The 23303-nt window shown below is 70.7% G+C and carries 21 protein-coding genes; 12 read left to right on the top strand and 9 right to left on the bottom strand.

What is annotated here, in order from left to right:
• Positions 1 to 3 precede the first annotated feature (3 nt).
• The gene (locus tag ACEYYH_RS10320) at positions 4 to 714 is read right to left on the bottom strand and encodes a DUF4191 domain-containing protein (protein WP_374978068.1); all 711 of its coding nucleotides are present in this window, start codon (positions 712 to 714) and stop codon (positions 4 to 6) included.
• Positions 715 to 838: 124 nt separating this feature from the next.
• On the opposite strand from ACEYYH_RS10320, the gene ACEYYH_RS10315 reads away from it, so the two are divergent.
• Entirely contained in the window at positions 839 to 2143 is a 1305-nt protein-coding gene (locus tag ACEYYH_RS10315; protein WP_374978067.1) for a hypothetical protein, read from the top strand.
• A 19-nt stretch (positions 2144 to 2162) separates the two neighbouring features.
• Here the strand turns inward: ACEYYH_RS10315 and sucB are convergent, their stop codons facing one another.
• The 3 genes from sucB to ACEYYH_RS10300 all read right to left on the bottom strand — a co-directional run bounded on the left by sucB (position 2163) and on the right by ACEYYH_RS10300 (position 6897).
• Positions 2163 to 3977, bottom strand: coding sequence for a 2-oxoglutarate dehydrogenase, E2 component, dihydrolipoamide succinyltransferase (gene sucB / locus ACEYYH_RS10310; RefSeq protein WP_374978066.1), 1815 nt, complete (start codon positions 3975 to 3977; stop codon positions 2163 to 2165).
• 62 nt (positions 3978 to 4039) lie between these two features.
• Entirely contained in the window at positions 4040 to 5413 is a 1374-nt protein-coding gene (gene lpdA / locus ACEYYH_RS10305; RefSeq protein WP_374978065.1) for a dihydrolipoyl dehydrogenase, read from the bottom strand.
• Complete coding sequence (locus ACEYYH_RS10300) at positions 5410 to 6897, bottom strand: leucyl aminopeptidase (RefSeq protein ID WP_374978064.1); 1488 nt, start codon at positions 6895 to 6897, stop codon at positions 5410 to 5412. The genes lpdA and ACEYYH_RS10300 overlap by 4 nt, the downstream gene beginning before the upstream one ends.
• An 85-nt stretch (positions 6898 to 6982) precedes the next feature.
• On the opposite strand from ACEYYH_RS10300, the gene ACEYYH_RS10295 reads away from it, so the two are divergent.
• From ACEYYH_RS10295 to ACEYYH_RS10285, 3 genes are all read left to right on the top strand, one after another.
• Positions 6983 to 7903, top strand: a complete 921-nt coding sequence (locus ACEYYH_RS10295; RefSeq protein ID WP_374978063.1) for a proteasome assembly chaperone family protein — start codon at positions 6983 to 6985, stop codon at positions 7901 to 7903.
• A gap of 248 nt (positions 7904 to 8151) precedes the next feature.
• Positions 8152 to 9492: an RNA polymerase sigma factor gene (locus ACEYYH_RS10290; protein ID WP_374978062.1), complete on the top strand. Its 1341-nt coding sequence runs from the start codon at positions 8152 to 8154 to the stop codon at positions 9490 to 9492.
• A complete protein-coding gene (locus ACEYYH_RS10285; RefSeq protein ID WP_374978061.1) occupies positions 9489 to 10184 on the top strand; it encodes a coenzyme F420-0:L-glutamate ligase in 696 nt (231 codons plus the stop codon). The genes ACEYYH_RS10290 and ACEYYH_RS10285 overlap by 4 nt, the downstream gene beginning before the upstream one ends.
• A 70-nt stretch (positions 10185 to 10254) precedes the next feature.
• On the opposite strand, the gene ACEYYH_RS10280 is transcribed toward ACEYYH_RS10285, so the two are convergent.
• Positions 10255 to 11277 carry a sugar-transfer associated ATP-grasp domain-containing protein gene (locus ACEYYH_RS10280; protein ID WP_374978060.1) on the bottom strand — a complete coding sequence of 341 codons (1023 nt, stop codon included), beginning with the start codon at positions 11275 to 11277 and terminating at the stop codon, positions 10255 to 10257.
• Positions 11278 to 11320: 43 nt separating this feature from the next.
• Between ACEYYH_RS10280 and ACEYYH_RS10275 the strand changes: the two genes are divergently transcribed.
• Both ACEYYH_RS10275 and ACEYYH_RS10270 read left to right on the top strand, forming a co-directional pair.
• Entirely contained in the window at positions 11321 to 12028 is a 708-nt protein-coding gene (locus tag ACEYYH_RS10275) for an alanine racemase C-terminal domain-containing protein (RefSeq protein WP_374978059.1), read from the top strand.
• Positions 12025 to 13074 carry an alanine racemase gene (locus ACEYYH_RS10270; RefSeq protein ID WP_374978058.1) on the top strand — a complete coding sequence of 350 codons (1050 nt, stop codon included), beginning with the start codon at positions 12025 to 12027 and terminating at the stop codon, positions 13072 to 13074. The genes ACEYYH_RS10275 and ACEYYH_RS10270 overlap by 4 nt, the downstream gene beginning before the upstream one ends.
• Positions 13075 to 13107: 33 nt before the next feature.
• Here ACEYYH_RS10270 and ACEYYH_RS10265 read toward each other — a convergent pair whose 3' ends face one another.
• Positions 13108 to 13326: a hypothetical protein gene (locus tag ACEYYH_RS10265; RefSeq protein ID WP_056367331.1), complete on the bottom strand. Its 219-nt coding sequence runs from the start codon at positions 13324 to 13326 to the stop codon at positions 13108 to 13110.
• 168 nt (positions 13327 to 13494) lie between these two features.
• On the opposite strand from ACEYYH_RS10265, the gene ACEYYH_RS10260 reads away from it, so the two are divergent.
• The gene (locus ACEYYH_RS10260; protein WP_374978057.1) at positions 13495 to 15576 is read left to right on the top strand and encodes a type IIA DNA topoisomerase subunit B; all 2082 of its coding nucleotides are present in this window, start codon (positions 13495 to 13497) and stop codon (positions 15574 to 15576) included.
• 55 nt (positions 15577 to 15631) lie between these two features.
• On the opposite strand, the gene ACEYYH_RS10255 is transcribed toward ACEYYH_RS10260, so the two are convergent.
• On the bottom strand, positions 15632 to 18091 hold the full coding sequence (locus tag ACEYYH_RS10255) for a DNA topoisomerase (ATP-hydrolyzing) subunit A (RefSeq protein WP_374978056.1): 2460 nt from the start codon (positions 18089 to 18091) through the stop codon (positions 15632 to 15634).
• Positions 18092 to 18159: 68 nt separating this feature from the next.
• On the opposite strand from ACEYYH_RS10255, the gene ACEYYH_RS10250 reads away from it, so the two are divergent.
• Positions 18160 to 19281: an alkaline phosphatase family protein gene (locus ACEYYH_RS10250; protein WP_374978055.1), complete on the top strand. Its 1122-nt coding sequence runs from the start codon at positions 18160 to 18162 to the stop codon at positions 19279 to 19281.
• Positions 19282 to 19285: 4 nt separating this feature from the next.
• On the opposite strand, the gene sepH is transcribed toward ACEYYH_RS10250, so the two are convergent.
• Complete coding sequence (gene sepH, locus ACEYYH_RS10245) at positions 19286 to 20329, bottom strand: septation protein SepH (RefSeq protein ID WP_374978054.1); 1044 nt, start codon at positions 20327 to 20329, stop codon at positions 19286 to 19288.
• 263 nt (positions 20330 to 20592) lie between these two features.
• Between sepH and ACEYYH_RS10240 the strand changes: the two genes are divergently transcribed.
• On the top strand, positions 20593 to 20886 hold the full coding sequence (locus tag ACEYYH_RS10240; RefSeq protein ID WP_045302586.1) for a DUF4193 domain-containing protein: 294 nt from the start codon (positions 20593 to 20595) through the stop codon (positions 20884 to 20886).
• On the opposite strand, the gene ACEYYH_RS10235 is transcribed toward ACEYYH_RS10240, so the two are convergent.
• Complete coding sequence (locus tag ACEYYH_RS10235) at positions 20861 to 21364, bottom strand: DUF3093 domain-containing protein (protein WP_374978053.1); 504 nt, start codon at positions 21362 to 21364, stop codon at positions 20861 to 20863. The genes ACEYYH_RS10240 and ACEYYH_RS10235 overlap by 26 nt on opposite strands.
• 12 nt (positions 21365 to 21376) lie before the next feature.
• On the opposite strand from ACEYYH_RS10235, the gene dut reads away from it, so the two are divergent.
• The 3 genes from dut to ACEYYH_RS10220 are packed head-to-tail and all read left to right on the top strand — an operon-like array spanning position 21377 to position 23285.
• The gene (gene dut, locus ACEYYH_RS10230) at positions 21377 to 21898 is read left to right on the top strand and encodes a dUTP diphosphatase (protein ID WP_374978052.1); all 522 of its coding nucleotides are present in this window, start codon (positions 21377 to 21379) and stop codon (positions 21896 to 21898) included.
• Positions 21895 to 22494 carry a DUF3710 domain-containing protein gene (locus ACEYYH_RS10225; RefSeq protein WP_374978051.1) on the top strand — a complete coding sequence of 200 codons (600 nt, stop codon included), beginning with the start codon at positions 21895 to 21897 and terminating at the stop codon, positions 22492 to 22494. The genes dut and ACEYYH_RS10225 overlap by 4 nt, the downstream gene beginning before the upstream one ends.
• Positions 22491 to 23285, top strand: a complete 795-nt coding sequence (locus tag ACEYYH_RS10220) for a DUF3159 domain-containing protein (RefSeq protein ID WP_374978050.1) — start codon at positions 22491 to 22493, stop codon at positions 23283 to 23285. The genes ACEYYH_RS10225 and ACEYYH_RS10220 overlap by 4 nt, the downstream gene beginning before the upstream one ends.
• Positions 23286 to 23303: the final 18 nt, after the last annotated feature.

The raw sequence follows: 23303 nt of genomic DNA, 5'->3' as shown, positions 1-23303 counted from the left end.
TGCTCAGCGCGGTCGCGGCGCGCGGACCTTCGTGGGGTCGATGCCCTTCGGGATAGGCAGCGAGGTGAGCGACTGCGAGACCGACTCGATGCGCTTGATGACCGCGGACATCGTGGCGCGGTCGATCTTCGTGGGCAGCGCCTTGATGGTGGGCGCGAGCTTCGAGATCGGCGTCTCACCCTCGCCATGACCGACATACAGGACGGTGAGGGGAACACCCGCGGCCACGCGCTGGACCTTGGAGCGCTCATCGTTCACGAGGCGGGTGAGACGGCCCCGGGCGCCCTCGCCCACGATCACGACGCCGCCGCGACCGATCGCGCGGTAGACGGCCTCCTGCGTCTTGGGGTTGATGCCCACCGGCATCTCGCTGGCCTGCCACTTGCGGCCGAGCGACGTCGAGAGGACGTGGCCGGTGGCCCCTGGCATCCCGTCGATCTTCTTGTACATCGCGCGGGTCGACAGCCGGGTCATCGTCATCATCGACGCGAGGACACCCAGCATGAGACCGGTGACGCCCCACAGGATGACGCTCCAGACGGCGACCGGCGGAATGAGGAACCCGATGCCCACACCCACGGCGATGCCGAGGACGACGAGGCCGATCAGCAGGAACGGCAGCCAGCGGAACTCCTTCTGGGTGAAGGTGTAGAGGGTACGGATCTGGGAGAAGAATCCCGGGCCCTTTTCGGGGGCGGAACTGCGCGCGGCCATACCCTCCAGCGTACCTTTTCGCGCGCTCCTGCTCGGCTCCTCCACAGTCGAGGGCGGACGCCATCCGTCCACAGACGCCACCGGGGCGCGGCGACGACGGGGCGCGCCGCCGGAGACTGGCGTCATGACGACCGCCGATGGCTCGCTCCGCAGCCCGTACCGCGCCATCCGGGCGGTGCGGGCGCGGGATGACGGACCGTGGCCGGGCACTCTGGTCCGCACCGCCGAGGGCGACAGGTGGGTGCTCGTCGACGCCGCTGTCCTCGGCCCGGATTGGCGGGGATGGGATGCCCCACCCGACGGCCATGTGCTGGCTCCCGTCGACATCGTGCGTCGCGTCGACGGACACGACGTGGTGCTGCCGGTGTGCGCCGAGCGCCTCGAGGACTTCGTGCGCCGTCGAGCGGCGCGGATGCCGCTCAGCCTCGGTGAGGCCGTCACGCTCGGCGTGAGCGTGCTGCGCGGCTGCGTCCAGATCGCGCGCGAGCCCGACGCCGCGGGCGACTGGTGGCTCGACGACGCCGGCAGGCCGGTGCTGGCGACGGATGCCGCGTCCCGGCGCGCCTTCGAGGCGTCGGCGGCCGTGCTCGAGCAGGTGGGCGTCGACGCGTCCGCGCAGCGCACGTGGCAGACCGCGCTGCGCGCCGTCACCGCACAGCGCATCTCGGTCCACGAGCTCGAGGCGGCCGAGGAGGCGCTGTTCGCGGTCGCCGAGGCGGAGCCGCTCAGCACGGTCAGCCTGAGCCCGCGGAGCGCCACCCAGGGCGTCGCCCGCACGCATGAGGAGACACGCCGCGCGCTCGACGTGCCGCACGAACCTGCTCCGCGGTCGATGTGGCACACGCTCGTCGCTGGCGTGGACGACGACCTCGCCGACACCGTGTCGCGCGCGACGACGGCGGTGTGGCGGCGGCTGCGACGTACGCAGGAGCCTCCCCAGACCCGATCCCGTCGTGCGCCGTGGCTCGTCGGCGGAGCCATCGCGGTCGCCGTCTTCGCGGGCGGTGCGCTGTGGCCGACCGCGAGCGGCGTCGCAACCGATGACGCAGCGGGCGCGACGCCGACGGCGAAGCCGGGGCCCACAGCATCCATTCCGGCGGGTGCCGAGACGCCCGAGAGCGGGGCGGCGGCGGGGGAGCCGGCCGACCTGGCTCGCATCACGGGCGAGCTGCTCGACGCCCGGATCGCCTGCGCGGGGGACGCCGCCTGCCTCGCGACCGTGGTCGTGGATGCGGCGCCGTTGACCGGTGGCGCGGTCGACAGACGCGCCACCGGACGCACGGTGACGCTCCTCGACGATTTCGGCGACATCGCGGTGCTCCGGGTCGACGCGAGCGACGCGTCCACCCCGTCGCAGATGGTCGTGATCCTGCGCAGAGACGAGAAATGGCTGCTGCGCGACGTCTCCGACGTCGCGCAGCAGCCCTAGGAGCGGGAGCCGCCCCTGATCAGATGCCCAGGTTGCCCTCGAACGCGGCGGCCTCGAGACGCGTCTTCACGGCGCCGAGGAAGCGCGCGGCGTCCGCACCGTCGATCACGCGGTGGTCGTACGACAGCGCGAGGTACACGTACGAGCGCACCGAGATCGCGTCCTTGCCGTCGACCGTCACGACGCCAGGACGCTTGACGACCACGCCGGTCCCGAGGATCGCGGTCTGCGGCAGGAACACGACGGGGGTGTCGAACAGCGCGCCGCGCGAACCGGTGTTGGTCAGCGTGAACGTGCCGCCGGCGAGCTCGTCGGGCTTCAGCTTGTTGTCGCGCGTGCGCGCGGCGAGGTCGGCGATCTCGTGCGCGATCTGGGCGAGGTTCTTGCTCGCCGCATCACGCAGCACCGGGGTCAGCAGGCCCCGCTCCGTGTCGACCGCGATGGAGAGGTTCTCGGTCGCCGGGTAGACGATCTGGTCGCCGTCCACGGTCGAGTTGACGACGGGGTACGCCTGGAGCGCCTCAGCGGCGGCCAACGCGAAGAACGGCAGGAACGACAGCTTGTCCCCCGTCTTGGCGAGGAAGTCGTTCTTCACCTTGTCGCGGAATGTCGCGAGCTTCGTGACGTCGACCTCGACCACCGTGGTGAGCTGCGCGGTCGACTGCATCGACTCCACGGCACGCGAGGCGAGCACCTTGCGCAGACGCGACATCGGCTGGGTGGTGCCGCGCAGCGGCGACACCTCGAGCGGCGCGGGTGCGGCCGCAGCGGGGGGAGCGGCGGGCGCCGACGAGGCGGCCTCCGCGGCCTTGAGCACGTCCTCCTTGCGGATGCGACCGCCGACGCCCGTTCCCTTCACGGAACCGAGGTCGACGCCCTGCTGCTGAGCGAGACGCCGCACCAGGGGCGTGACGTAGGTGATCCCGTCCTCCTCCGCGACCAGCGCCGCGGCGGCCGGGGCAGGCGCGGCGGCCGGGGCAGGCGCGGCGGCCGGGGCAGGCGCGGCGGCCGGGGCAGGCGCGGCAGTGGGCGCAGGAGCTGCAGCCGCCGGAGCCGGCTCCGCCGCTGGAGCGGGCGCAGCGGCCGGAGCGGGCGCAGCGGCCGGAGCGGGCGCAGCGGCCGGAGCCTCAGCGGGTGCGGGCGCCGCGGCCGGAGCCTCAGCGGGCGCGGGCGCCGCGGCGGGCGCCGCACCGGCCTCGCCGATGCGGGCGAGCGGCGAGCCGACGGCGACGGTCTCGTCCTCGGCGACCAGGATCTCGGTGAGCACACCGGCGAACGGCGACGGGATCTCGGTGTCGACCTTGTCGGTCGAGATCTCGAGGAGCGGCTCGTCCACGGCGACCTCGTCGCCGATCTGCTTGAGCCAGCGGGTGACGGTGCCCTCGGTGACGCTCTCGCCGAGCTCGGGAAGGACGACGTCCTTGCCGCCGCCTGCGGGCGCGGCCGGCTGCTCGGCGGCGGGCGCCGGGGCAGCCTCGGCCGGGGCGGCCTCGGCCGGGGCGGCGGGGGCCTCTGCGGCCGGAGCTTCGGCGGGCGCGGCAGGCGCGGCCTCGGCGGCCGCGGCCTCGGGGACCGGAGCGGCAGCGGGGGCGCCCGAGCCGTCACCGATCTTCGCCAGCACGGCGCCGACCTCGACGGTCTCGTCCTCCTGCACGAGGATCTCCTCGATCACGCCGCTGACCGGCGAGGGGATCTCCGTGTCCACCTTGTCCGTGGAGATCTCGAGCAGGCCCTCGTCCGCCTGGACCGTGTCGCCGACGTTCTTGAGCCAGCGGGTGACCGTTCCCTCGGTCACGCTCTCGCCGAGAGCGGGGAGGACCACGGATGTGCTCATGAGGATGTCTCCTTCTGAAGAAATATCGGATCTAGCTTAGTGATGGGGCGCGGCCCGAAGGGTCACAGGGCGTGCAGCGGCTTGCCTGCGAGGGCGAGGAAAGCCTCGCCGAGCGCTTCGGACTGTGTCGGGTGCGCGTGGATGAACGGCGCGATGTCTTCGGGGTGGGCTTCCCAGCCCACGACGAGCTGCCCCTCGGTGATGAGCTCGCCGACGCGGTCGCCGATGAGGTGGACGCCGAGCACCGGCCCCTCCTTCACGCGGACCACCTTGACGATCCCGCTCGTGCCGAGGATCTCGCTCTTGCCGTTGCCTGCGAGGTTGTACTCGTACGCCACGATGCCGTCCGCACCGTGCGCGTCGGCCGCCTGCGCCTCGGTGAGGCCCACGGACGCGACCTCCGGGTGGCTGTACGTGACCTTGGGGATGTGGACGTCAGGGATGACGACGGGCGAGAGCCCGGAGATCTCCTCGGCGACGAAGATGCCCTGCTGGAACCCGCGGTGCGCGAGCTGGAGACCCGGAACGATGTCGCCGACCGCCCACACGTGGTCGACGCCGGTGCGCAGCCGCTCGTCGGTGATGACGAAACCGCGATCGATCGTCACGCCCGCCTCCTCGTAGCCGAGGCCCGCGGTCGCCGGTCCGCGCCCGACGGCGACGAGCAGGTGGTCGGCTGTGAAGGTCTTGCCGTCCTCGAGCGTCACGGTCACCGCATCCGCCGTCTGCGATGCACTCTGGAACCGCACGCCGAGGGAGTACTGGATGCCGCGGCGCCGGAACGCGCGCTCCAGGCCCTTGCTCAGCGCCAGATCCTCGTTGGGCACGAGGTGGTCGAGCGCCTCGACGATGGTCACCTCGGCGCCGAACGAACGCCACACGCTGGCGAACTCGACGCCGATGACGCCGCCCCCGAGGATCACGACGCTGCCCGGGATCTCGTCGAGCTCGAGTGCGTGCTCACTGGTGAGGATGCGGCCGCCGATCTCGAGCCCCGGCAGCGTCCGGCTGTACGAGCCGGTGGCCAGCACGACGTCGGTGCCACGGTAGAGGTCGTCTCCGACGCGGACGGCCGGGCCCGCCTCGAGGCGTCCTTCCCCGTTCACGACGGTGATTCCGCGAGCCTTGACCAGACCCTCGAGTCCCTTGTACTTCTTCGCCACGATGCCCTCGCGGTACGCGCGCACGCCCGCCGGGTCGACGCCCTCGAAGGTCGCGCGGATGCCGATGGCCGCAGCATCCCGTGCCGTGTCGGCCACCTCGGCCGTGTGCAGGAGGGCCTTCGTCGGGATGCAGCCGCGGTGCAGGCACGTCCCGCCCACCTTGTCCCTCTCCACGAGGGCGACGGTCTTGCCGAGTTCCGCAGCGCGGAGCGCGGCCGCATAGCCGCCGCTTCCGCCGCCGAGAACGACGAGATCGAAGGAGTGGTCGGTCATCGTGCCTCCTCATCGAGGTCAGTCATGACGAAGCGGATCAGGCTGCGCACGGTAGCGGCAGTCGGTCCCTTGTCGGTGATGCCGTACGGCGCGCCCTTGTGGGTCCCGCTGCCGGCGATGTCGAGATGCACCCAGGGGATTCGGGGTGCATCGGTTTCGCCGGCGCTGCGGCCGACGAAGTGACGCAGGAAGAGTCCTGCGAAGAGCGAGCCACCCGCGGGGTCGCCGATCTTGGCGTTCTGCAGGTCGGCGATGGGGGAGTCGAGCTCCTCCACCATGTGGGCGGGGAGCGGCAGTTGCCACGCGGGCTCGCCGGTCTCGGCGGCCGCGGCGAGATAGGCGGCCACGGCGTCGTCGTCGCCCATCACGCCGGTGTGGCGCGTGCCGAGGGCGATGAGGATCGCACCGGTGAGGGTGGCGACGTCCACGATCACGTCGGGGTTCTCGCGACTGGCGGCGACGAGGCCGTCGGCGAGCACGAGGCGTCCCTCGGCGTCGGTGTTGAGGACCTCGACCGTGGTGCCGTCGAGCAGGCGCAGCACGTCGCCGGGGCGCGTGGCGCGGCCGGACGGCATGTTGTCGGCGACACAGAGCCACGCCGTCACCTTGACGGGAGCGCCCACGGATGCCACGGCCCGCAGCACGCCGAGCACCGTGGCGGCGCCGGCCATGTCGTACTTCATCCCCACCATCGAGGCGGCGGGCTTCAGCGACAGGCCGCCGGTGTCGAAGGTGATGCCCTTGCCCACCAGCGCGACGTGCCTGGCGGCACCTTCTGGCGCGTACTCGAGACGGATGAGGCGCGGCGGCCGATCCGAGCCCTGCCCCACGCCGAGGATCCCGCCGAAGCCCTGCTCGCGCAGCGCCTCCTCGTCGAGCACCTCGACGGTGACGGGCAGGTCCGCGACGGACTCGGTGGCACGCGCGGCGACATCGGCCGGTCCGAGCCATTCCGCCGGGGTGTTGACGAGATCCTTGACGAGGGCGACGGATGCCGCGGTCTCGACGATCAGCTTCAGCGCCGCGTCGTCCGGCTCGGCGGTGCCGTGGACGACCACGCGCTGTGCGCGGGGCTTCGGCGCCTCCGTCTTGTACCCCTCGAAGCGATAGCCGCCGAGCGCGGCACCTTCCGCCGCGGCGGTCCACAGCGAAGGTTCGGCGAACGGCGCGGCCACGGCCACGGCCTCGAATCCCGTGATAGCGCGGATCGCCCCACCGACCGCATCGCGCAGGGCCGCGGCATCCGGAGCCGAACCGGTCCCCACGACGGCCAGCGGAAGGTTCGTCGCCTCCGGCGCGTACACGCGGACCCAGGCGCCGGCGGCACCGGTGAAACCCACCCCCGACAGCGCCTCACGCAGGCCCGGCCAGTCGGAGAGATCCGGGGATCCCTCGGCGTCGAGCGGGGGGAGCGCGAGGAGGAGAAGGTCGGCGTCGGACTCTCGGACGGGTGCAGTGCGGTACTCGAGGTCGGGGAACGACATGGTCTCCATCCTAGGGACGACGGCTGTTCGCTCTGAGCGCGACCGTCACGACCCGACCCCCGCGGTCGGCTCGTAGCATGGGTGCATGCCTTTTCCCGGCCCGCTGTTCGAGCGTGCGGCGTCAGCGCCGCCCGTGCCGCGCGGGCTGCCGCTGGTGATCGCCCTGACCGGGTTCACCGATGCCGGCAGCGCCGTGAGCCGTGTGATCGACTACTTCCGCGACGATCTCTCGCCCTCGCCGCTCGCCGTGTTCTCCAACGACACGCTGCTCGACTACCGGGCACGCCGCCCGATCGTGTCGTTCGAGAAGGACCATCTCACCGACTACCGTCCGTCACGTCTGGAGCTCTCGTTCGCCCACGACGCCCTCGGGCAGCCGTTCCTGCTGCTGGCAGGCTACGAACCGGACTTCGCGTGGGACGCCTTCACCGAGGCGGTCCTCGAATTCACCGAGCTGTACGGCGTGTCGACGGTGACGTGGGTCCACGCGATCCCGATGCCCGTTCCGCACACGCGGCCGATCGGCACGACGGTCAGCGGAACGCGGTCGGAGCTCACCGAAGCGCACTCGGTGTGGCAGCCCCACACGCAGGTGCCGGCCACGGCGGGTCACCTCCTCGAATACCGCCTCGCCGCGGCGGGCGTGCGCGTCGCCGGCTTCGTGCTGCTGATCCCGCACTATCTCGGCGACACCGAGTACCCCGCCGCCGCTCTGGCAGCGCTCGACAGCCTCACCGTCGCGACCGGACTCGTGTTCGCGGGCGACGAGCTGCGCGAGGAGAACCGCGAGTACCTCGAGAAGGTCACCGAGCAGATCGAGGGCAGTGACGAGCTCGCGCGCATGGTGCAGGGCCTCGAAGAGCGCTACGACGCGTACATGGCGGGATCCACGCTGGCGACCCCGATGATCCACACCGGCGACCTGCCCAGTGCCGACGAGCTGGCGGCGGAACTCGAGCGCTTCCTGGCGACGCGTCCCGCGGAGGACGACAAGCGCGGCTCCTGATCGCACCACCCGCGCGTCGGCGGAATTCCGCGCCCGAGCGGGGTGTTGACATCAGCAGATGGAGGTGCGCCGATCCCGGCAGGGCGATGCTGGCGGCGCACGGCAAGTATGAGATACTAGACGCTCTGACCCGTTGTCAACCGTCTTCGTGGGGCATCTCCTCGAAGATGTGGACTTGACAAGGGTCTTACTAGTGTCCGAAACCGACCGGAGAGGCGCACGGCGCTTCGACCGGTGAAAGGCGAAACGTGACTCCAGGCACGAACACCAAGGCTCGCTCGGCCGCGAAGGACACCGAGACGGACGAGACGAAGACGGCGGCCGCCAAGAAGGCTCCCGCAGCCAAGGGCGCCGCCAAGACCAAGGCCGCACCGAAGACCGCGTCAAAGCGCGCGAAGAAGTCGGACGACGAGTTCGAGGACGACGTCGAGGAGCTCGACGACGACGTCGAACTCGAGGACGACAGCGACGACGCCGACGGCGACGCAGCAGACGCCGGCGAGCCGGCCAAGGGTGCGAAGGCCTCCGGTGAGGACGCCAACGCCACCGAGGACGAGGAGGAAGAGGAGGAGAGCACCAAGCCGGCGTTCACCGAGCCTCTCCCCACCGGCGCGATCGTCATCTCGTCGAGCGATGAGGACGACGTCCCCGTCTACTCGACCCAGATCACGGGCGCGACCGCCGACCCGGTCAAGGACTACCTCAAGCAGATCGGCAAGGTGCCGCTCCTGAACGCGGCCGAAGAGGTCGAGCTCGCGATGCGCATCGAGGCGGGTCTGTTCGCCGAAGAGAAGCTGTCGCACATGTCGGCGGCCGAGAAGACCTCGCAGTTGGGGCTCGACCTGCAGTGGGTCGCCCGCGACGGTCAGCGCGCGAAGAGCCACCTCCTCGGCGCCAACCTGCGCCTCGTGGTCTCGCTCGCCAAGCGCTACACCGGCCGCGGCATGCAGTTCCTGGATCTCATCCAGGAGGGCAACCTCGGTCTCATCCGCGCGGTGGAGAAGTTCGACTACACCAAGGGCTTCAAGTTCTCGACGTACGCGACGTGGTGGATCCGTCAGGCCATCACCCGCGCCATGGCCGACCAGGCGCGCACCATCCGCATCCCCGTGCACATGGTCGAGGTCATCAACAAGCTCGCGCGCGTCCAGCGCCAGATGCTGCAGGACCTCGGTCGCGAACCCACGCCCGAGGAGCTCAGCCGCGAGCTCGACATGACCCCCGAGAAGGTCATCGAGGTGCAGAAGTACGGCCGCGAGCCGATCTCGCTGCACACGCCGCTCGGTGAGGACGGCGACAGCGAGTTCGGTGACCTGATCGAGGACACCGAGGCCGTGGTCCCCGCCGACGCCGTTGGCTTCACGATGCTGCAGCGTCAGCTCGAGTCGCTCCTCGACTCGCTCTCCGAGCGGGAGGCAGGTGTGATCCGCATGCGCTTCGGCCTCGGCGACGGCCAGCCGAAGACCCTCGACCAGATCGGCGACACGTTCGGCGTCACGCGCGAGCGGATCCGTCAGATCGAGTCCAAGACGATGGCGAAGCTGCGGCACCCGTCGCGTTCGCAGTCGCTGCGGGACTACCTCGAGTGACCGAGGCCAACGCCGGCAAGGCGCTCACCGTCCAGGTCGAGGGCTCCTCGTTCGCCCGCATCCCGATCCGCACGCGGGTCGTCATGCCGGGCGACGACCTCGACTCGTTCGTGAAGGAGTACGCGGCGGACGTCGTCCGCGAGGGCGACCTGCTCTTCGTCACAGAGAAGATCGTGGCGATCACGCAGGGCCGTTCGTACCTCGTGGAGGACATCAAGCCCCGCAAGCTCGCGCTCTTCCTCTCGAAGTACGTCACCCGCACGCCGTACGGCATCGGACTCGGCATGCCCGAGACGATGGAGATGGCCCTCCGCGAGTGCGGCACGATCCGCATCCTGTTCGCGGCCGCCGTCTCGGCCGTGACCAAGCTGTTCGGCCGCAAGGGCGACTTCTACCGCATCGCCGGCGACAAGGCCCGGGCGATCGACGGACCGACGTCGGGCACGATCCCGCCGTACAACAAGGCCGTCGTGCTCGGACCCGAGCGCCCGCGCGAAGTCGCGACGCATCTCAAGGCGCTGCTCGGCGGCGTGCCCGAGGTGGCGGTGGTCGACATCAATGACCTGGGCGGAAACATCCTCGGCTCGACGCTCGACAAGGCGGGGGAGAAGCGCCTCGTCTCGATCCTCAAGGACAACCCGCTCGGTCAGGGCCACCAGTCGACGCCGCTCGGCATCGTCCGGACGATCTGAACCCTCCGACGCAGAAAGGCGCGGCATCCTTCGCGGATGCCGCGCCTTTCGCGTAGGCGGGGGCGTCGTTTCAGAACCCGATCGCCTCGCGGTAGCGGGGCTTGTGGCCGGTGCGGATGCCGGTGACGCTCGGCTTGTTCTCGTACACGCCGGCGCCCCAGTTGCCTTCGACGAGCACCGGGCCGTCCGGAGAGACCACGATGTCCCAGCCGACGTACTGGATCTGGGGCACGACCCGCGCGACCTGGTCGACGAACGCCTTGACCTCGTCGACCATCGGCAGCTGGAAGTCGGCGATGACGAACCCGCTGTCCGGGTGCTTCTCGTGAACGTGGGCGTGGGAGTCGTAGCCCGGGCCGACCGAATGGCCGTTCTCGTCGAGCATCGTGTAGAAGCCGCCGAAGGTCATCTGATCGCTCACGGCGCCGCGGCCGAACTTCTGCGCCATCGCCAGGATGTGGGTCTTCTCGCCGTCGAAGAACGCGGTGACGCGCGTGGTGTTCACGGTTCCGGGGCACACCGCCGCGAGGTCGGCGTGCTGGCGGATGACCTCCTCGATGAGCAGCTCGCCGCGCGAGAGCAGACCGCGGTGGAAGTCGTCCCAATCGGAGATGTCCGCCGCGTGGTAACGGTGCACACCCGTGCCCGCCTGGCCCACCGGCTCCTTCGTGACGATCGTCCCGTGCTTCTCGGCGAAGGCGCGCACCGCGTCGGCGTTGCCTTCCTCGACGACCATCCAGTCGCGGCGCAGAAAGTCGCTGAAAGTGCGGTCGAACTCGACCTTGTCCTGGAACTGGCCACGGTAGGCAGGGTCGTCGTACTTCTGCGACAGCTCGTTCGAGACCGGGTGGGTCATGTAGGTCGCGCGCTCGGCGCGGCTGAGGATCGCGAAGTCGTAGTCGACGTAGTCCTGGAAGCCGACCTGCTTGAACCCGGCCGACCAGAGCATGTCGACGACGACGGCGGGGGTCCACTTGCCGTGCGCGTGCGCGGTCTCTTTCGCGCGCTCCAGCACGGAGCCGACATCGATGCGACGGACACGCCAGGCGAGGTAGCGAAGGCGGTTCGAGAGGGCGAGGCCCTGAGAAGACATGCGTGCTCCGGGTTCGGTTCGGGGACCCCGATAGTCTAGAGGCGTGAGTTCCGCGATCCCTGGGCACGACCACGTCGCGCCGGGATCAGGCCCCCGCAGCGCTCCGGTCGCACGCATCTCGCAGGCCGCGCTGACCTCGAACGCCCGGACCGCGTGGGAACGCGGCATCCGTTCCTACGATCCTTCGCTGCTCGACGCGGACGCGTACGGTCACGGCGAGGCGCTCGTGCGCGCCGTGCTCGCGGCAGAGGGACTCGAGCCGCGGAATGCCAGCCCGAGCAGCCCGCGGGACGGGCATCCGGTGCTGCTGTCTCCTGCCGACTTCTTCGGACTGCCGGATGCCGAGCATCCTGCCGTGCCCGCCCTGCGGCTCACGGGCACCGTTCTCTCGGTGAAGGACCTTCGCGCGGGCGAGGGCGTGTCGTACGGTTACGCGTACCGGGCGTCCGCCGACACCCGCGTCGCGCTCGTCACGGGAGGCTACGCACAGGGCATCGTGCGCGCACTCGGTGGCGCGGTCGACGTGGCGATCGCGGGCGAGCGGCATCCTGTCGTGGGGCGCGTCGCGATGGACGTGTGCGTGATGGACATCACGGATGCCGCGGTCCGGCGCGGCGAGGAGGTCCTGTTCCTCGGCGACCCGGCGCAAGACGAGCCGTCTCTCGACGAGTGGGTGCGCGCGACGGGACTGACCGCCGGGGAGCTCGTCACCATGGTCGGGCTCCGCGCCATCCGCCAGGAGGCACGGTGACCGCGCGCCTGAACGTCGACCTCGGTGCCCTCGCGGCCAACATCTCGCGCGTGCGCGACACGGTGTCTCCCGCCGCCCTGATGCTCGTGGTCAAGGACGACGCCTACGGCCACGGACTGGAGCCCGTCGTTCGGGCCGCCTCCGCCGCCGGGGTTACCTGGTTCGGCGCCTTCGATGTGCGGACGGGCTGCGCGGTGCGCGAGGCCGTGGGCGACGACGCCCGCATCTTCGCCTGGATCGCCGCGTCACGCGACGACCTCGACGCCGCCGTCGCTGCGCGGATCGACCTGGGCGTCGGCGACGCCGACCTGCTGGAGGAGCTCGCGGAGGCCGCCCGCGCGGACGGCGCAGCGATGCGCGTGCACCTCAAGATCGACACCGGCCTGCACCGCAACGGCGTGCGGCCCGAGCAGTGGCCGGCGTTCGTGTCGCGCGCGGCGGCGCTCCAGGCGGAGGGCGTGATCGACGTGGTCGGGGTCTGGAGCCACATCGCGGAGGCGTCGGACGCCGAGGACGACGACGCCCGCGGCGTGTACGAGTGGGCGCTGGAGCAGGCCGCGGCCGTCAGCCTCCGCCCGGTCATGCGCCATCTGGCCGCTAGCGCCGCCTCTTTCGCGCGCCCGGAGTTCCGCTACGACATGGTTCGGGTCGGAGCCTTCTGCTACGGCATCCGCTCAGCGGGCGGCCCCTCCGCCGACGACCTCGGCCTCACGCCGATCGGAACGCTCGAGGCTGACGTCATCGATGTCGGCGAGGAAGCCGTTCGGATCGGCCTCGGGGCACTCGACGGGATCCCTTCGTCGCTGCGTGCGCGCGCGACGGTCGGCACGCCCGCCGGGAGCCGGCAGCTCGTCGCCGTGGGGGACTCCGACTTGCTGGTCGCTGCCTGGCCGGGAGCAGTTGCCGGGGACACTGTCACGATCTACGGTCCCGGCGCCGCGGGGGAAGTCAGCGCGACGGATCTCGCCGAGCTCATCGGCACGATCGGCGAAGAGATCGCGCTGCGCGTTTCACCACTTGTGGAACGCAGATACACCCGCCGCTGAGAGCGACGGGTGCGAGTCTGCCGAGCCGGGCGCCTACTCGGCGAGGCGAGCGGTCTCGTCGTGCCAAGAGGTCGCGATGGCGCGGAGCTTCTCTTCGTACTTGCGACCGTGGTGGGCGCAGAAGAGGAGTTCGCTGCCGTTGACCTCGGCCGCGATGTACGCCTGTGCGCCGCACGAATCGCAGCGATCCATGGCGGTGAGGCGGTGCTCGAGGACGGCGCCGGTCTCGGTCGGTGTCGATAGCGTGTTCATCTCGGTGCCTCCTCGTACTGGTAGAACTCTCTGGCGGTCATGAAATACAACCACGCCCATGTTTCGAGAATGCCGCGAATTGACGACATTTCGCTGAGCGCGTACCCTTCCCGGCCCTGAAGCGTGTCTGTGCGGGGCTGTCGGGTGCCCCGATTACGATGGGAGATTGTGACCGCCGAGTACTCCGCCCATCATCTCCAGGTGCTCGAAGGGCTCGAAGCGGTCCGCAAGCGCCCCGGCATGTACATCGGCTCGACCGACTCGCGCGGCCTCATGCACTGCCTGTGGGAGATCATCGACAACTCCGTCGATGAAGCCCTCGCCGGCCACGGCTCGCGCATCGACATCGTCCTCCACGCCGACGGCAGCGTCGAGGTGCGAGACCGCGCCCGCGGCATCCCCGTCGACATCGAGCCGCGCACGGGGCTGTCGGGCGTCGAGGTCGTCTTCACGAAGCTCCACGCCGGCGGCAAGTTCGGCGGCGGCTCGTACGCCGCGTCCGGCGGTCTGCATGGCGTCGGGGCATCCGTCGTCAACGCGCTCTCGGAGCGCCTCGACGTCGAGGTCGACCGCGGCGGCAAGACGTGGGCGATGTCGTTCCACCGGGGCGAGCCCGGCGTCTTCTCGAACGGCAGCCCCGACTCGGCGTTCACGCCCTTCGAGGACCGCAGCGAACTGCGCGTCGCGGGCCGCGCCGCGAAAGGCGTCACCGGCACCCGCATCAGGTACTGGGCCGACCGGCAGATCTTCACGAAGGACGCCGCGTTCAACCTGCAGGAGCTCGAGCAGCGCGCCCGCCAGACCGCGTTCCTGGTCCCGGGCCTCGAGATCGTCATCCGCGACGAGCGCCCCGGCACCGAGTCGGGCGAGCCCGTCGAGACGAGCTACCGGTTCGACGGCGGCATCTCGGAGTTCGCCGACTTCCTCGCGCCCGACTCCGGTGTCACCGACACGTGGCGTCTGAGCGGCGAGGGGAAGTTCACCGAGACCGTACCGGTGCTGCAGCCTTCGGGAGCGATGGTCCCGACCGAGGTCGAGCGCGAGTGCCACGTCGACATCGCAGTCAGGTGGGGTACCGGCTACGAGACGGTGTCGCGCTCGTTCGTCAACATCATCGCCACTCCCAAGGGCGGCACCCACCAGCAGGGGTTCGAGCAGGGCCTCATGAAGGTGCTGCGCGACCAGGTCGCGCAGAACGCGCGTCGCCTCAAGGTCGGAAACGACAAGCTCGAGAAGGACGACATCCTCGCCGGGCTCACGGCCGTGCTGACGGTGCGTCTTCCCGAGCCGCAGTTCGAGGGCCAGACCAAGGAGGTCCTCGGCACCCCGGCGGTCCGCCAGATCGTGTCGAACGTCGTCACCCGCGAGCTCACCGCGCGGTTCACCTCGCCGAAGCGCGACGACAAGGCGCAGACGTCGCTGCTGCTCGACAAGGTGGTCTCCGAGATGAAGGCGCGCATCTCCGCGCGCACGCACAAAGAGACCCAGCGCCGCAAGAACGCCCTGGAATCCTCGTCGCTGCCGGCGAAGCTCGCCGACTGCCGGTCGAACGACGTCGCCGAGTCCGAGCTGTTCATCGTCGAGGGCGATTCGGCGCTCGGAACAGCCAAACTCGCTCGCAACAGCGAGTTCCAGGCGCTGCTGCCGATCCGCGGCAAGATCCTCAACGTCCAGAAGGCGTCGATCAGCGACATGCTGTCGAACGCCGAGTGCGCCGCCATCATCCAGGTGATCGGAGCCGGCTCCGGCCGCTCGTTCGACCTCGACACCGCTCGTTACGGCAAGATCATCCTGATGAGCGACGCCGATGTCGACGGCGCCCACATCCGCACGCTGCTGCTGACGCTGTTCTTCCGCTACATGCGGCCGCTGATCGACGAGGGTCGCGTCTACGCCGCCGTCCCGCCGCTGCATCGGGTCGTCGTGATGAACCCGGGGTCGAAGCCGAACGAGACCATCTACACGTACTCCGAGGCAGAGCTCCACGGACTCCTCACGAAGCTCACCAAGGCGGGCAAACGCTGGCAGGAACCCGTTCAGCGTTACAAGGGTCTCGGCGAGATGGACGCGGACCAGCTGGCGACGACCACCATGGACCGCAGTGGCCGCACCCTCCGACGCGTGCGCATGCAGGATGCCGAGGCCGCGGCATCCGTCTTCGAACTGCTCATGGGCAACGATGTGGCGCCTCGCAAGGAGTTCATCATCGACTCCAGCGACCGGCTGGTGCGCGAGCGCATCGACGCCTGACCGCCGACCTGCGAGTTCGCCCCGCCGCGACGGCGAGGCGAACCGGTCAGGGAACTCAGCGGATGCCGGTGCCGACGGCGCCGATGACGCCGTCGAGAGCCGTGCCCGACGCGTCGCGCTTCGCGCCCGCGGCGGGCAGCGCGCGGGTAGCGCCGTCGGAGCCGATGGCGCGCGGGTCGGTGCCCACCCAGGCGATCGTGAGCGCGTCCTCGCCGCGCAGGAAGCGCTGAGCGCGGACGCCGCCGGTCGCGCGGCCCTTGGCGGGGAACTCACTGAACAGCGACACCTTGGCGCTGCCGGCGTCGGTGCCGGCCAGCGCCGTGGTCGAACCGGCGATCGTCACCACCACGGCGTCGAACTCCGACGGCCCGACGACGTCGAACGCGATGACCTGTGCGCCGTCGGTGAGACGGATGCCCGCCATGCCCCCCGCCGAGCGGCCCTGCGGACGCACCGACGAGGCATCGAAGCGCAGCAGCTGCGCGTCGCTCGCCACGAACACCAGTTCGGCGCCATCCGAGGCGAGTGCCGCACCGACGACCCTGTCGCCGTCCTTCAGGGCGATGATCTCGATATCGTGCTTGTTCGCGATCTCGCTGGCGGCCACGCGCTTGACGATGCCCTGCGCGGTGCCGATCGCGATCGGCGGGGCGTCGGTGAGCGGCACGAGCGCGACGATGTGCTCGCCGCCACTGAGACCCAGGTACTGGTCACCACGCGTGCCGGCCGCCAGCTGGACCGAGTTGGCGGGAACGGAGGGCAGGTCGACGGGGGAGAAGCGCACCAGTCGGCCGAGGTTGGTCACGGCGCCGAGGTCGCCGCGCGTGGTGGCGTCCACCGCCGAGCGGACGGCGTCGTGCTTCGAGCGTCGTGCCGGGGCGACGATGCCTCCGCCGGGCGCGTCGGCCACGAGCTCGGCGCGCACCATGCGCCCGGTGGCGGACAGGAAGACGCGGCACGGCGCATCCGCGATCTGCAGGTCGGCGGTCGCCGCAGCCGCACGCGAGCGGGGTTGGACCGGGCCGCCGTTGAGCAGGAGCGTGCGCCGGGGGGTGCCGAACGCCTCGGCGGCGGCATCCAGTTCGTGCGCCACCTGCGCGCGCAGCAGCACGTCGCTGCCGAGCAGCTCCTCGAGCTGCGCGATCTCCTTCTTGAGGTTGTCGCGCTCGGTCTCGAGCTCGATGCGCGAGAACTTCGTGAGGCGACGCAGTCGCAGCTCGAGGATGTACTCGGACTGCGCCTCGGACAGGTCGAACACGCTCATCAGGCGTGTGCGGGCCTGCTCGCTGTCGTCGGACGTGCGGATGACCTGGATGACCTCGTCGATGTCGAGGATCGCGATGAGCAGGCCCTCGACGAGGTGCAGGCGTTCCTTGCGGCGCTCCAGGCGGTAGCGGCTGCGGCGTGTGACCACGCTGATGCGGTGGTCGAGGTACACGCGCAGGAGCTCGCGCAGGCCCAGGGTCTGCGGCTGCCCGTCGACGAGGGCGACGTTGTTGATGCTGAACGAGTCCTCGAGCGGCGTCAGCCGGTAGAGGTGCTCGAGCACCGCCTGCGGGTCGAAGCCGGTCTTGATGCCGATGACCAGGCGCAGGCCATGGTGACGGTCGGTCAGGTCGGTGACGTCGGCGATGCCCTGCAGCTTCTTCGCGTTTACGGCGTCCTTGATCTTCTCGATCACGCGCTCGGGACCGACGAGGTACGGCAGCTCGGTCACGATGAGCCCGGTGCGGCGCGGGCCGAGCGATTCGATCGACACCTTCGCGCGCGTGCGGAAGCTGCCGCGGCCGTTCGTGTAGGCGTCCTTGATGCCGTCGAGACCCACGATGATGCCGCCGCCGGGAAGGTCCGGGCCGGGCACGAACTCCATGAGCTCGTCGACCGTCGCCTCGGGGTTCTCGAGCAGATGGGTCGCCGCGCCGACGACCTCGATGAGGTTGTGCGGCGCCATGTTGGTCGCCATGCCGACCGCGATGCCGGTCGTGCCGTTCACGAGCAGGTTGGGGAAGGCGGCCGGCAGCACCTCGGGCTGCTGGAACTGACCGTCGTAGTTGGGGATGAAGTCGACGACGTCCTCGTCGAGGTTCTCCGTCAGCGCCAGCGCGGGCGGCGCGAGCCGCGCCTCGGTGTACCGGGGGGCGGCGGGACCGTCGTCGAGCGAGCCGAAGTTGCCGTGCCCGTCGACGAGGGGCACGCGCAGTGAGAACGGCTGTGCAAGACGGACGAGGGCGTCGTAGATGGGGGCGTCACCGTGGGGGTGCAGCTTTCCCATCACCTCGCCGACGACGCGCGCGCTCTTGACGTGGCCGCGGTCGGGCCGCAGGCCCATGTCGGCCATCTGGAAGAGGATGCGCCGCTGCACCGGCTTGAGCCCGTCGCGCGCGTCGGGAAGTGCGCGCGAGTAGATGACCGAGTACGCGTACTCCAGGAACGACGTCTGCATCTCCGAAGAGACGTCGACGTCCTCGATGCGTCCGTGGTCAGCGGGGGAGGAATCGGTGCGGGAAGCGGGCATGTGTCGATGAAGCCTCGGGTGACGGCGGGGAGCGAGGGGGCGCGGCCGCGTGTGCGAGACTGGCCCCGATGACCCTCAGCCTACCCGTGGACCCGCCCCGCGCCCGGAGCCTCACCCGTGTCGTGACCGAGATGTCGGCGGCGCTGGACGGCGGCTCGGAGTGGTTCGCCCCGGCACGCAGCGGCATCGTCTGGGTGCTCGACGGGCTCGGCGTCTCCAACCTCTCCGCCCGAGCCGGACACGCCCGCTTCCTCAGCGAGGCTCGGACGAAGAAGGATGTCGCGCGCACGGTGTTCCCGTCGACCACCGCCGCCGCGCTGACCAGTCTTCTCACTGGCACGCTGCCGGGGGAGCACGGCATCGTCGGGTATCGGGCCCGCGTGCCCGGCACCGACGACGTGATCAATCTGCTCCGCGGCTGGGACACCGACGGCCTCCCGCTGGAGTTCCAGCGCGCCGCCCCGCTGTCCGCGACGCTCGGCAGACCGTTCTTCGCCGTCTCGCGAAACGAGTACGCGGGCACCGGCTTCACGGCGGCCACCCTCGGCGACGCCGAGTTCCACGGCGCCGACGACCTCGACGAGCGCGTGAGCCTCGCCGCCGACCTGGCGGCGCAGCATCCGGGTTCCCTCATCTATCTCTACGCCCCCGATCTCGACGCGATCGGTCACAAGCGCGGCTGGGAGTCGGACGAATGGGTCGCCGGGCTGGAGAGGGTGGATGCTGCGGCCCGCATGCTCTCGACATCTCTCGACCGCGGCACCGGCGTCGTGGTGACGTCCGACCACGGCATGATCGACGTGCCGCGGCATCGCCATCTTCTTCTGGAGGCGGGCGACGACCTTCTGGACGGCGTCCGGCTCATCGGCGGCGAGCCGCGGATGCTCCACCTGTACGCGGAGCCGGGTGCGGCGGATGCGGTGCTCGCGCGGTGGCGCGAGGCCGAGGCATCCCGTTCGTGGGTCTTCTCCCGCGCCGAGCTCGAGGCGTCGGGCCTGGTGGGCCGCGTCGACCCCGACGTGCATGCGCGCCTCGGCGACGTGGTCGTCGCGGCGCGCGCGGGCATCGCGTACTACGACGACCGGCTCGCCGACAAGGCGCCGCAGAAGATGATCGGCCAGCACGGCTCGCTGACCGACGAGGAGCGGATCGTCCCGCTCATCCGGCTCGGCGCGTTCGCCGGAGCCTGAGGGGTCAGTCGTCGGAGCGCGCGCCGAACACGATCTCGTCCCACGACGGCATCGACGTGCGTCCCTTGCGACGTCCTGCCTCGGCGACCGCGGCCGGAGTCGGCGCCTGATAGTCGGATGCGGGCGGCTCGTCTTCGGACGACGACTCTTCGTAGCCCGGCTCCAGCGCGTCGAAGAGCGCGACGGGCGCGGGCGAGCGGGGAGCCGACGCGACCTCTTCGGCACCCGGGAGCGGCTCGCGCTGACCGCGACGACGACGCAGCGCCTCGAGCAGGTCGGCGGTCTCGGCCGAGGTCACCACGGCGGGCTCGCTGGCGCGCTTGATGGCGGCCTCCTGGACCGCGGGGGCTGCGGGGCCCGGGATCTCGGGCGACTCGATGTCCGCGTCGGGGAGGCGGCGCGGGCCGAACGCCCCGCTGTCGAAGCGGGAGTCATCCTTCGGGGCGACCGCGTCGAGGGCGCGCAACCGGGGGATCAGCCCCTCGGGAAGCGACCCCTGACGAGAGAGCTGGATGGCGTCGGCGTTCAGCGGCGACAGCGTGCTGCGTCGGGGATCGAACCCCCAGCGGGCGTCGTGGCCGATGTCGTTCGAGGTGAACTCCAGCTTGACGGTCCAGCCGGTCGGCTCCTTCCAGCTGGTCCAGCGTTCGCCGATCGCACCCGCCTCGGTGAGCTTGGCGCGCACCGCCGAGCCGAAGGTCGTCTGCCCGTCACCCTCGAAGTCGCCCCCGAGCAGCACGGGGACGGCCAGCGCCTGGCCGACGATGTGCTCGCGCTCGGCCAGCACAGGCCCTTCGAACCGCACGATGTCTTCTACACGGGCGCCGAGGAGCTCGGCCACCTCGCGCGCGGAAAGGCCTGAGCGGATGTGGGCCTGGATCTCGCGGGGGCTGGGGCGCGGGGTCTGCGCGTCGGCCTCGCGGTCACGACGCGCCTTGCGCAACTCGCCGCGCAGCACGTCGTCCACGTCGAGCGTGAATCTCTCGCCGGACTCCGTCGCCAGGATGAGCTTGTCGTCCTCGGTTCCGATGACCTTGAGCTGTTCCATGCGGACGCTCCCTGCTTCTCGTGCCGGCTCTTGGCTGCGCTGGTCCGGCGGACTTCACGGCTTCAGAGCCCGCCTGTCCGCCCCATCGTGTCATAGGGCACCACGAGGGCCGGGAATATCCCGCGCGTGCCGCGAGTTTCACGCGAACGCACGGTCAGGACGGCGCCCGATCGCATTTGCGAAAAGGGGAATGGTCGTGCAAACTATCGCCGCCCGCAAGGGCGAGCGCAACCGCGAATACCCGGAAGTTGAGATCTTCACGCATGGCCACCGATTACGACGCCCCCCGCAAGACCGAGGACGACAGCGAGTCGATCGAGGCGCTCAAGGAGCGCGTTCCCGACAAGCTCTCGGGCTCGGTCGATGTGGAGGACGCCGACAACCCGTCGGGCTTCGAGCTGCCCGGCGCCGACCTGTCGGACCTCGAGCTCGACGTCGTCGTTCTCCCCGCACAGGAGGACGAGTTCACCTGTTCGAACTGCTTCCTCGTGAAGCACCGCTCGCAGCTCGATCACGAGACCGCCGACGGCCCTATCTGTACTGAGTGCGCCGCGTGATCTGAGCCCGCCGCACAGCGGCGGCCAGCCGGTCCGGCGTCCGCGAGGAGATGACCCACGCGGTCGTCGGATCATCGGCATCCGTCACGGCGAATACGACGACTCCGTCGATCCCGCCCCGGATGAGATGCCACGAACGCGGGTCGAGTCCCGCACCGCGCGCGTGGCGCGCATCGTCTCCGAGGTGAACCTCCCCGTCACCGAGGAACTCGACGCCGATGTGCGCGCGTCCCGCTCGCAGCTCGCCGTCCCGGACCTCGACGACAGGCGCCGCCAGGATCAGCAATGCGATCAGCAGGATGCCGACGACGGCGCCCACGACGAGCGCGACCGTCGTGTCGATCGGCGTGACGACGAGCGCCGCCATCGGCGCGGCCATCCCTGCCGCGACCAGGATCCACAGTGAAGGGGCGAGCCGCTCGCGATAGCCGTCGGCACGGCCGGTCCGGGCACCGGCGTGAGGCGTTGAGTTCTGCATTACCCTCGTTGGGTGACTGAAACGGTGGACGTCCCCATTATCGCCCCCGACGTCCCGGTGTACGCGCACCCGGGGGACGCCGGAGCCGACCTCGTCGCCGCCGAGGCGGTGCGTCTCGAACCCGGTGAGCGCGCCCTCGTCGGCACCGGCGTGCGAATCGCACTGCCCGCAGGCCACGTCGCGTTCGTGGTGCCGCGCAGCGGCCTGGCCGCCAAGCACGGGATCACGGTCGTCAACGCGCCGGGCACCATCGACGCCGGCTACCGCGGCGAGATCAAGGTGATCCTGCTGAACACCGATGCGACGAAGGCGCACGACATCGCCGTCGGCGACCGCATCGCCCAGCTCATCGTGATGCCGGTCCCGCGTGCCGTATTCATCCCCGTGGAAACCCTGCCCGACAGCGTGCGCGGCGAGGGCGGCTTCGGGTCCACGGGCTATCACGGGGGCGCGGCGGAGCCGCCGACGAGCGACGGCGAGTTCTCGCGGGGGGCTCCCCGCGACCAAGACGAAAAGGATGGAGTCCTCGCATGACCGATCCCTCATCCGTCGACGGCCTGCGCAAGGTCGCACCCGACGACCGCGCCACCACCGGCCCGTTCGACGAGTCCGAGGCCAACCCGGTCCGCCCGTACATCGACCTCGGCGGGATCAAGATCCTGCCCCGCGAGGGCTTGAACCTGCGACTCGAGGTCGAGGAGCAGACCAAGCGCATCGTGGCCGTCGGTCTGGACTACGCCGGCTCGACCCTCCAGGTGCAGCCTTTCGCGGCGCCGCGCTCAGCGGGGCTCTGGGAGGAGACGCGCGAGCAGATCCGCCAGCAGATCCGTCAGCAGGGCGGCCGCGTCGAGGAGCGGGAGGGACCGCTGGGTCCTGAGCTCCTCGCCGAGGTCCCCGTCATCGCCGGGCCCGACGGCGCGGCCGGGAAGCGCCTCGCGCGCTTCGTCGGTGTCGACGGACCCCGCTGGTTCCTGCGCGGCGTCATCGGCGGCGCCGCGACGGCCGATGTCGAGGCGGCGGCGTCCGTCGAGGACCTCTTCCGGTCGATCGTGGTCGTCCGCGGCGGCTCGCCGATGCCACCCCGCGACCTCATCCCGCTGAAGATGCCGGCCACGCCGGGCTCGGCGTGAGCGACTCCTCGCGCCCCGATGACGCGGCGGCCGAGCCCGCCGCGAACTCTCCCGCCGGCGACACGGACGGGACCACACAGGCCGCGCCCTCGGCCTCCGAGGTGCTCGGTGCCGCGTTGGGCGGCGCCGCGCGCCGCGCCGGACTCGACCCGGCCGAGGGCAAGAGCACGGGTCACGTCGTGTGGGCCGCGATGGGCGGCTGGCGCGGCATCCTCGAGTCCGTCCTTCCGGGCGTCGTGTTCCTCGTCGCGTGGACGGCGACGTATAACCCCGACCCGGATGTCCGCTCCGGCAACCTTCTGCTGAGCCTCGGGCTCTCGGTCGGCCTCGCCGCCGTCTTCACCGTCGTCCGCCTCATTCAGCGGCAATCCGCAAGCGCCGCCATCGGCGGCCTGATCGCGGCGGCCGCGGCGGCGGGCCTGTCGCTGTGGACCGGCAGGGGAGAGGACAGCTTCATCCCTGGCTTCCTCACCAACACGCTGTACGGCACCGCGTTCCTCGTCTCGGCGCTCGTCGGGTGGCCGCTCATCGGCCTGGCCGTCGGCTTCCTCATGGGGGAGGGCACGGCGTGGCGCGCCGACAAGCGCAAGCGGCGCGTCTTCTTCTGGCTGTCGATCGCGTGGGCGGGGCTGTTCGCGCTCCGCCTGCTCGTGCAGGTGCCGCTCTACTTCGCGGGCGACGTCGCAGCGCTCGGCACCGTGAAGCTGATCATGGGGCTGCCGCTGTTCGCGCCCATGGTCGCGGTCACATGGCTCGCCGTGCGCGCGCTCTATCCGCGCGCGCCGAAGTGATACATTTATCTCGACATC

Origin of the sequence: Microbacterium trichothecenolyticum, assembly GCF_041938625.1 — a bacterium.
Taxonomy (GTDB): domain Bacteria; phylum Actinomycetota; class Actinomycetes; order Actinomycetales; family Microbacteriaceae; genus Microbacterium; species Microbacterium trichothecenolyticum_D.
This window is presented reverse-complemented; position numbering and strand designations above follow the sequence as displayed.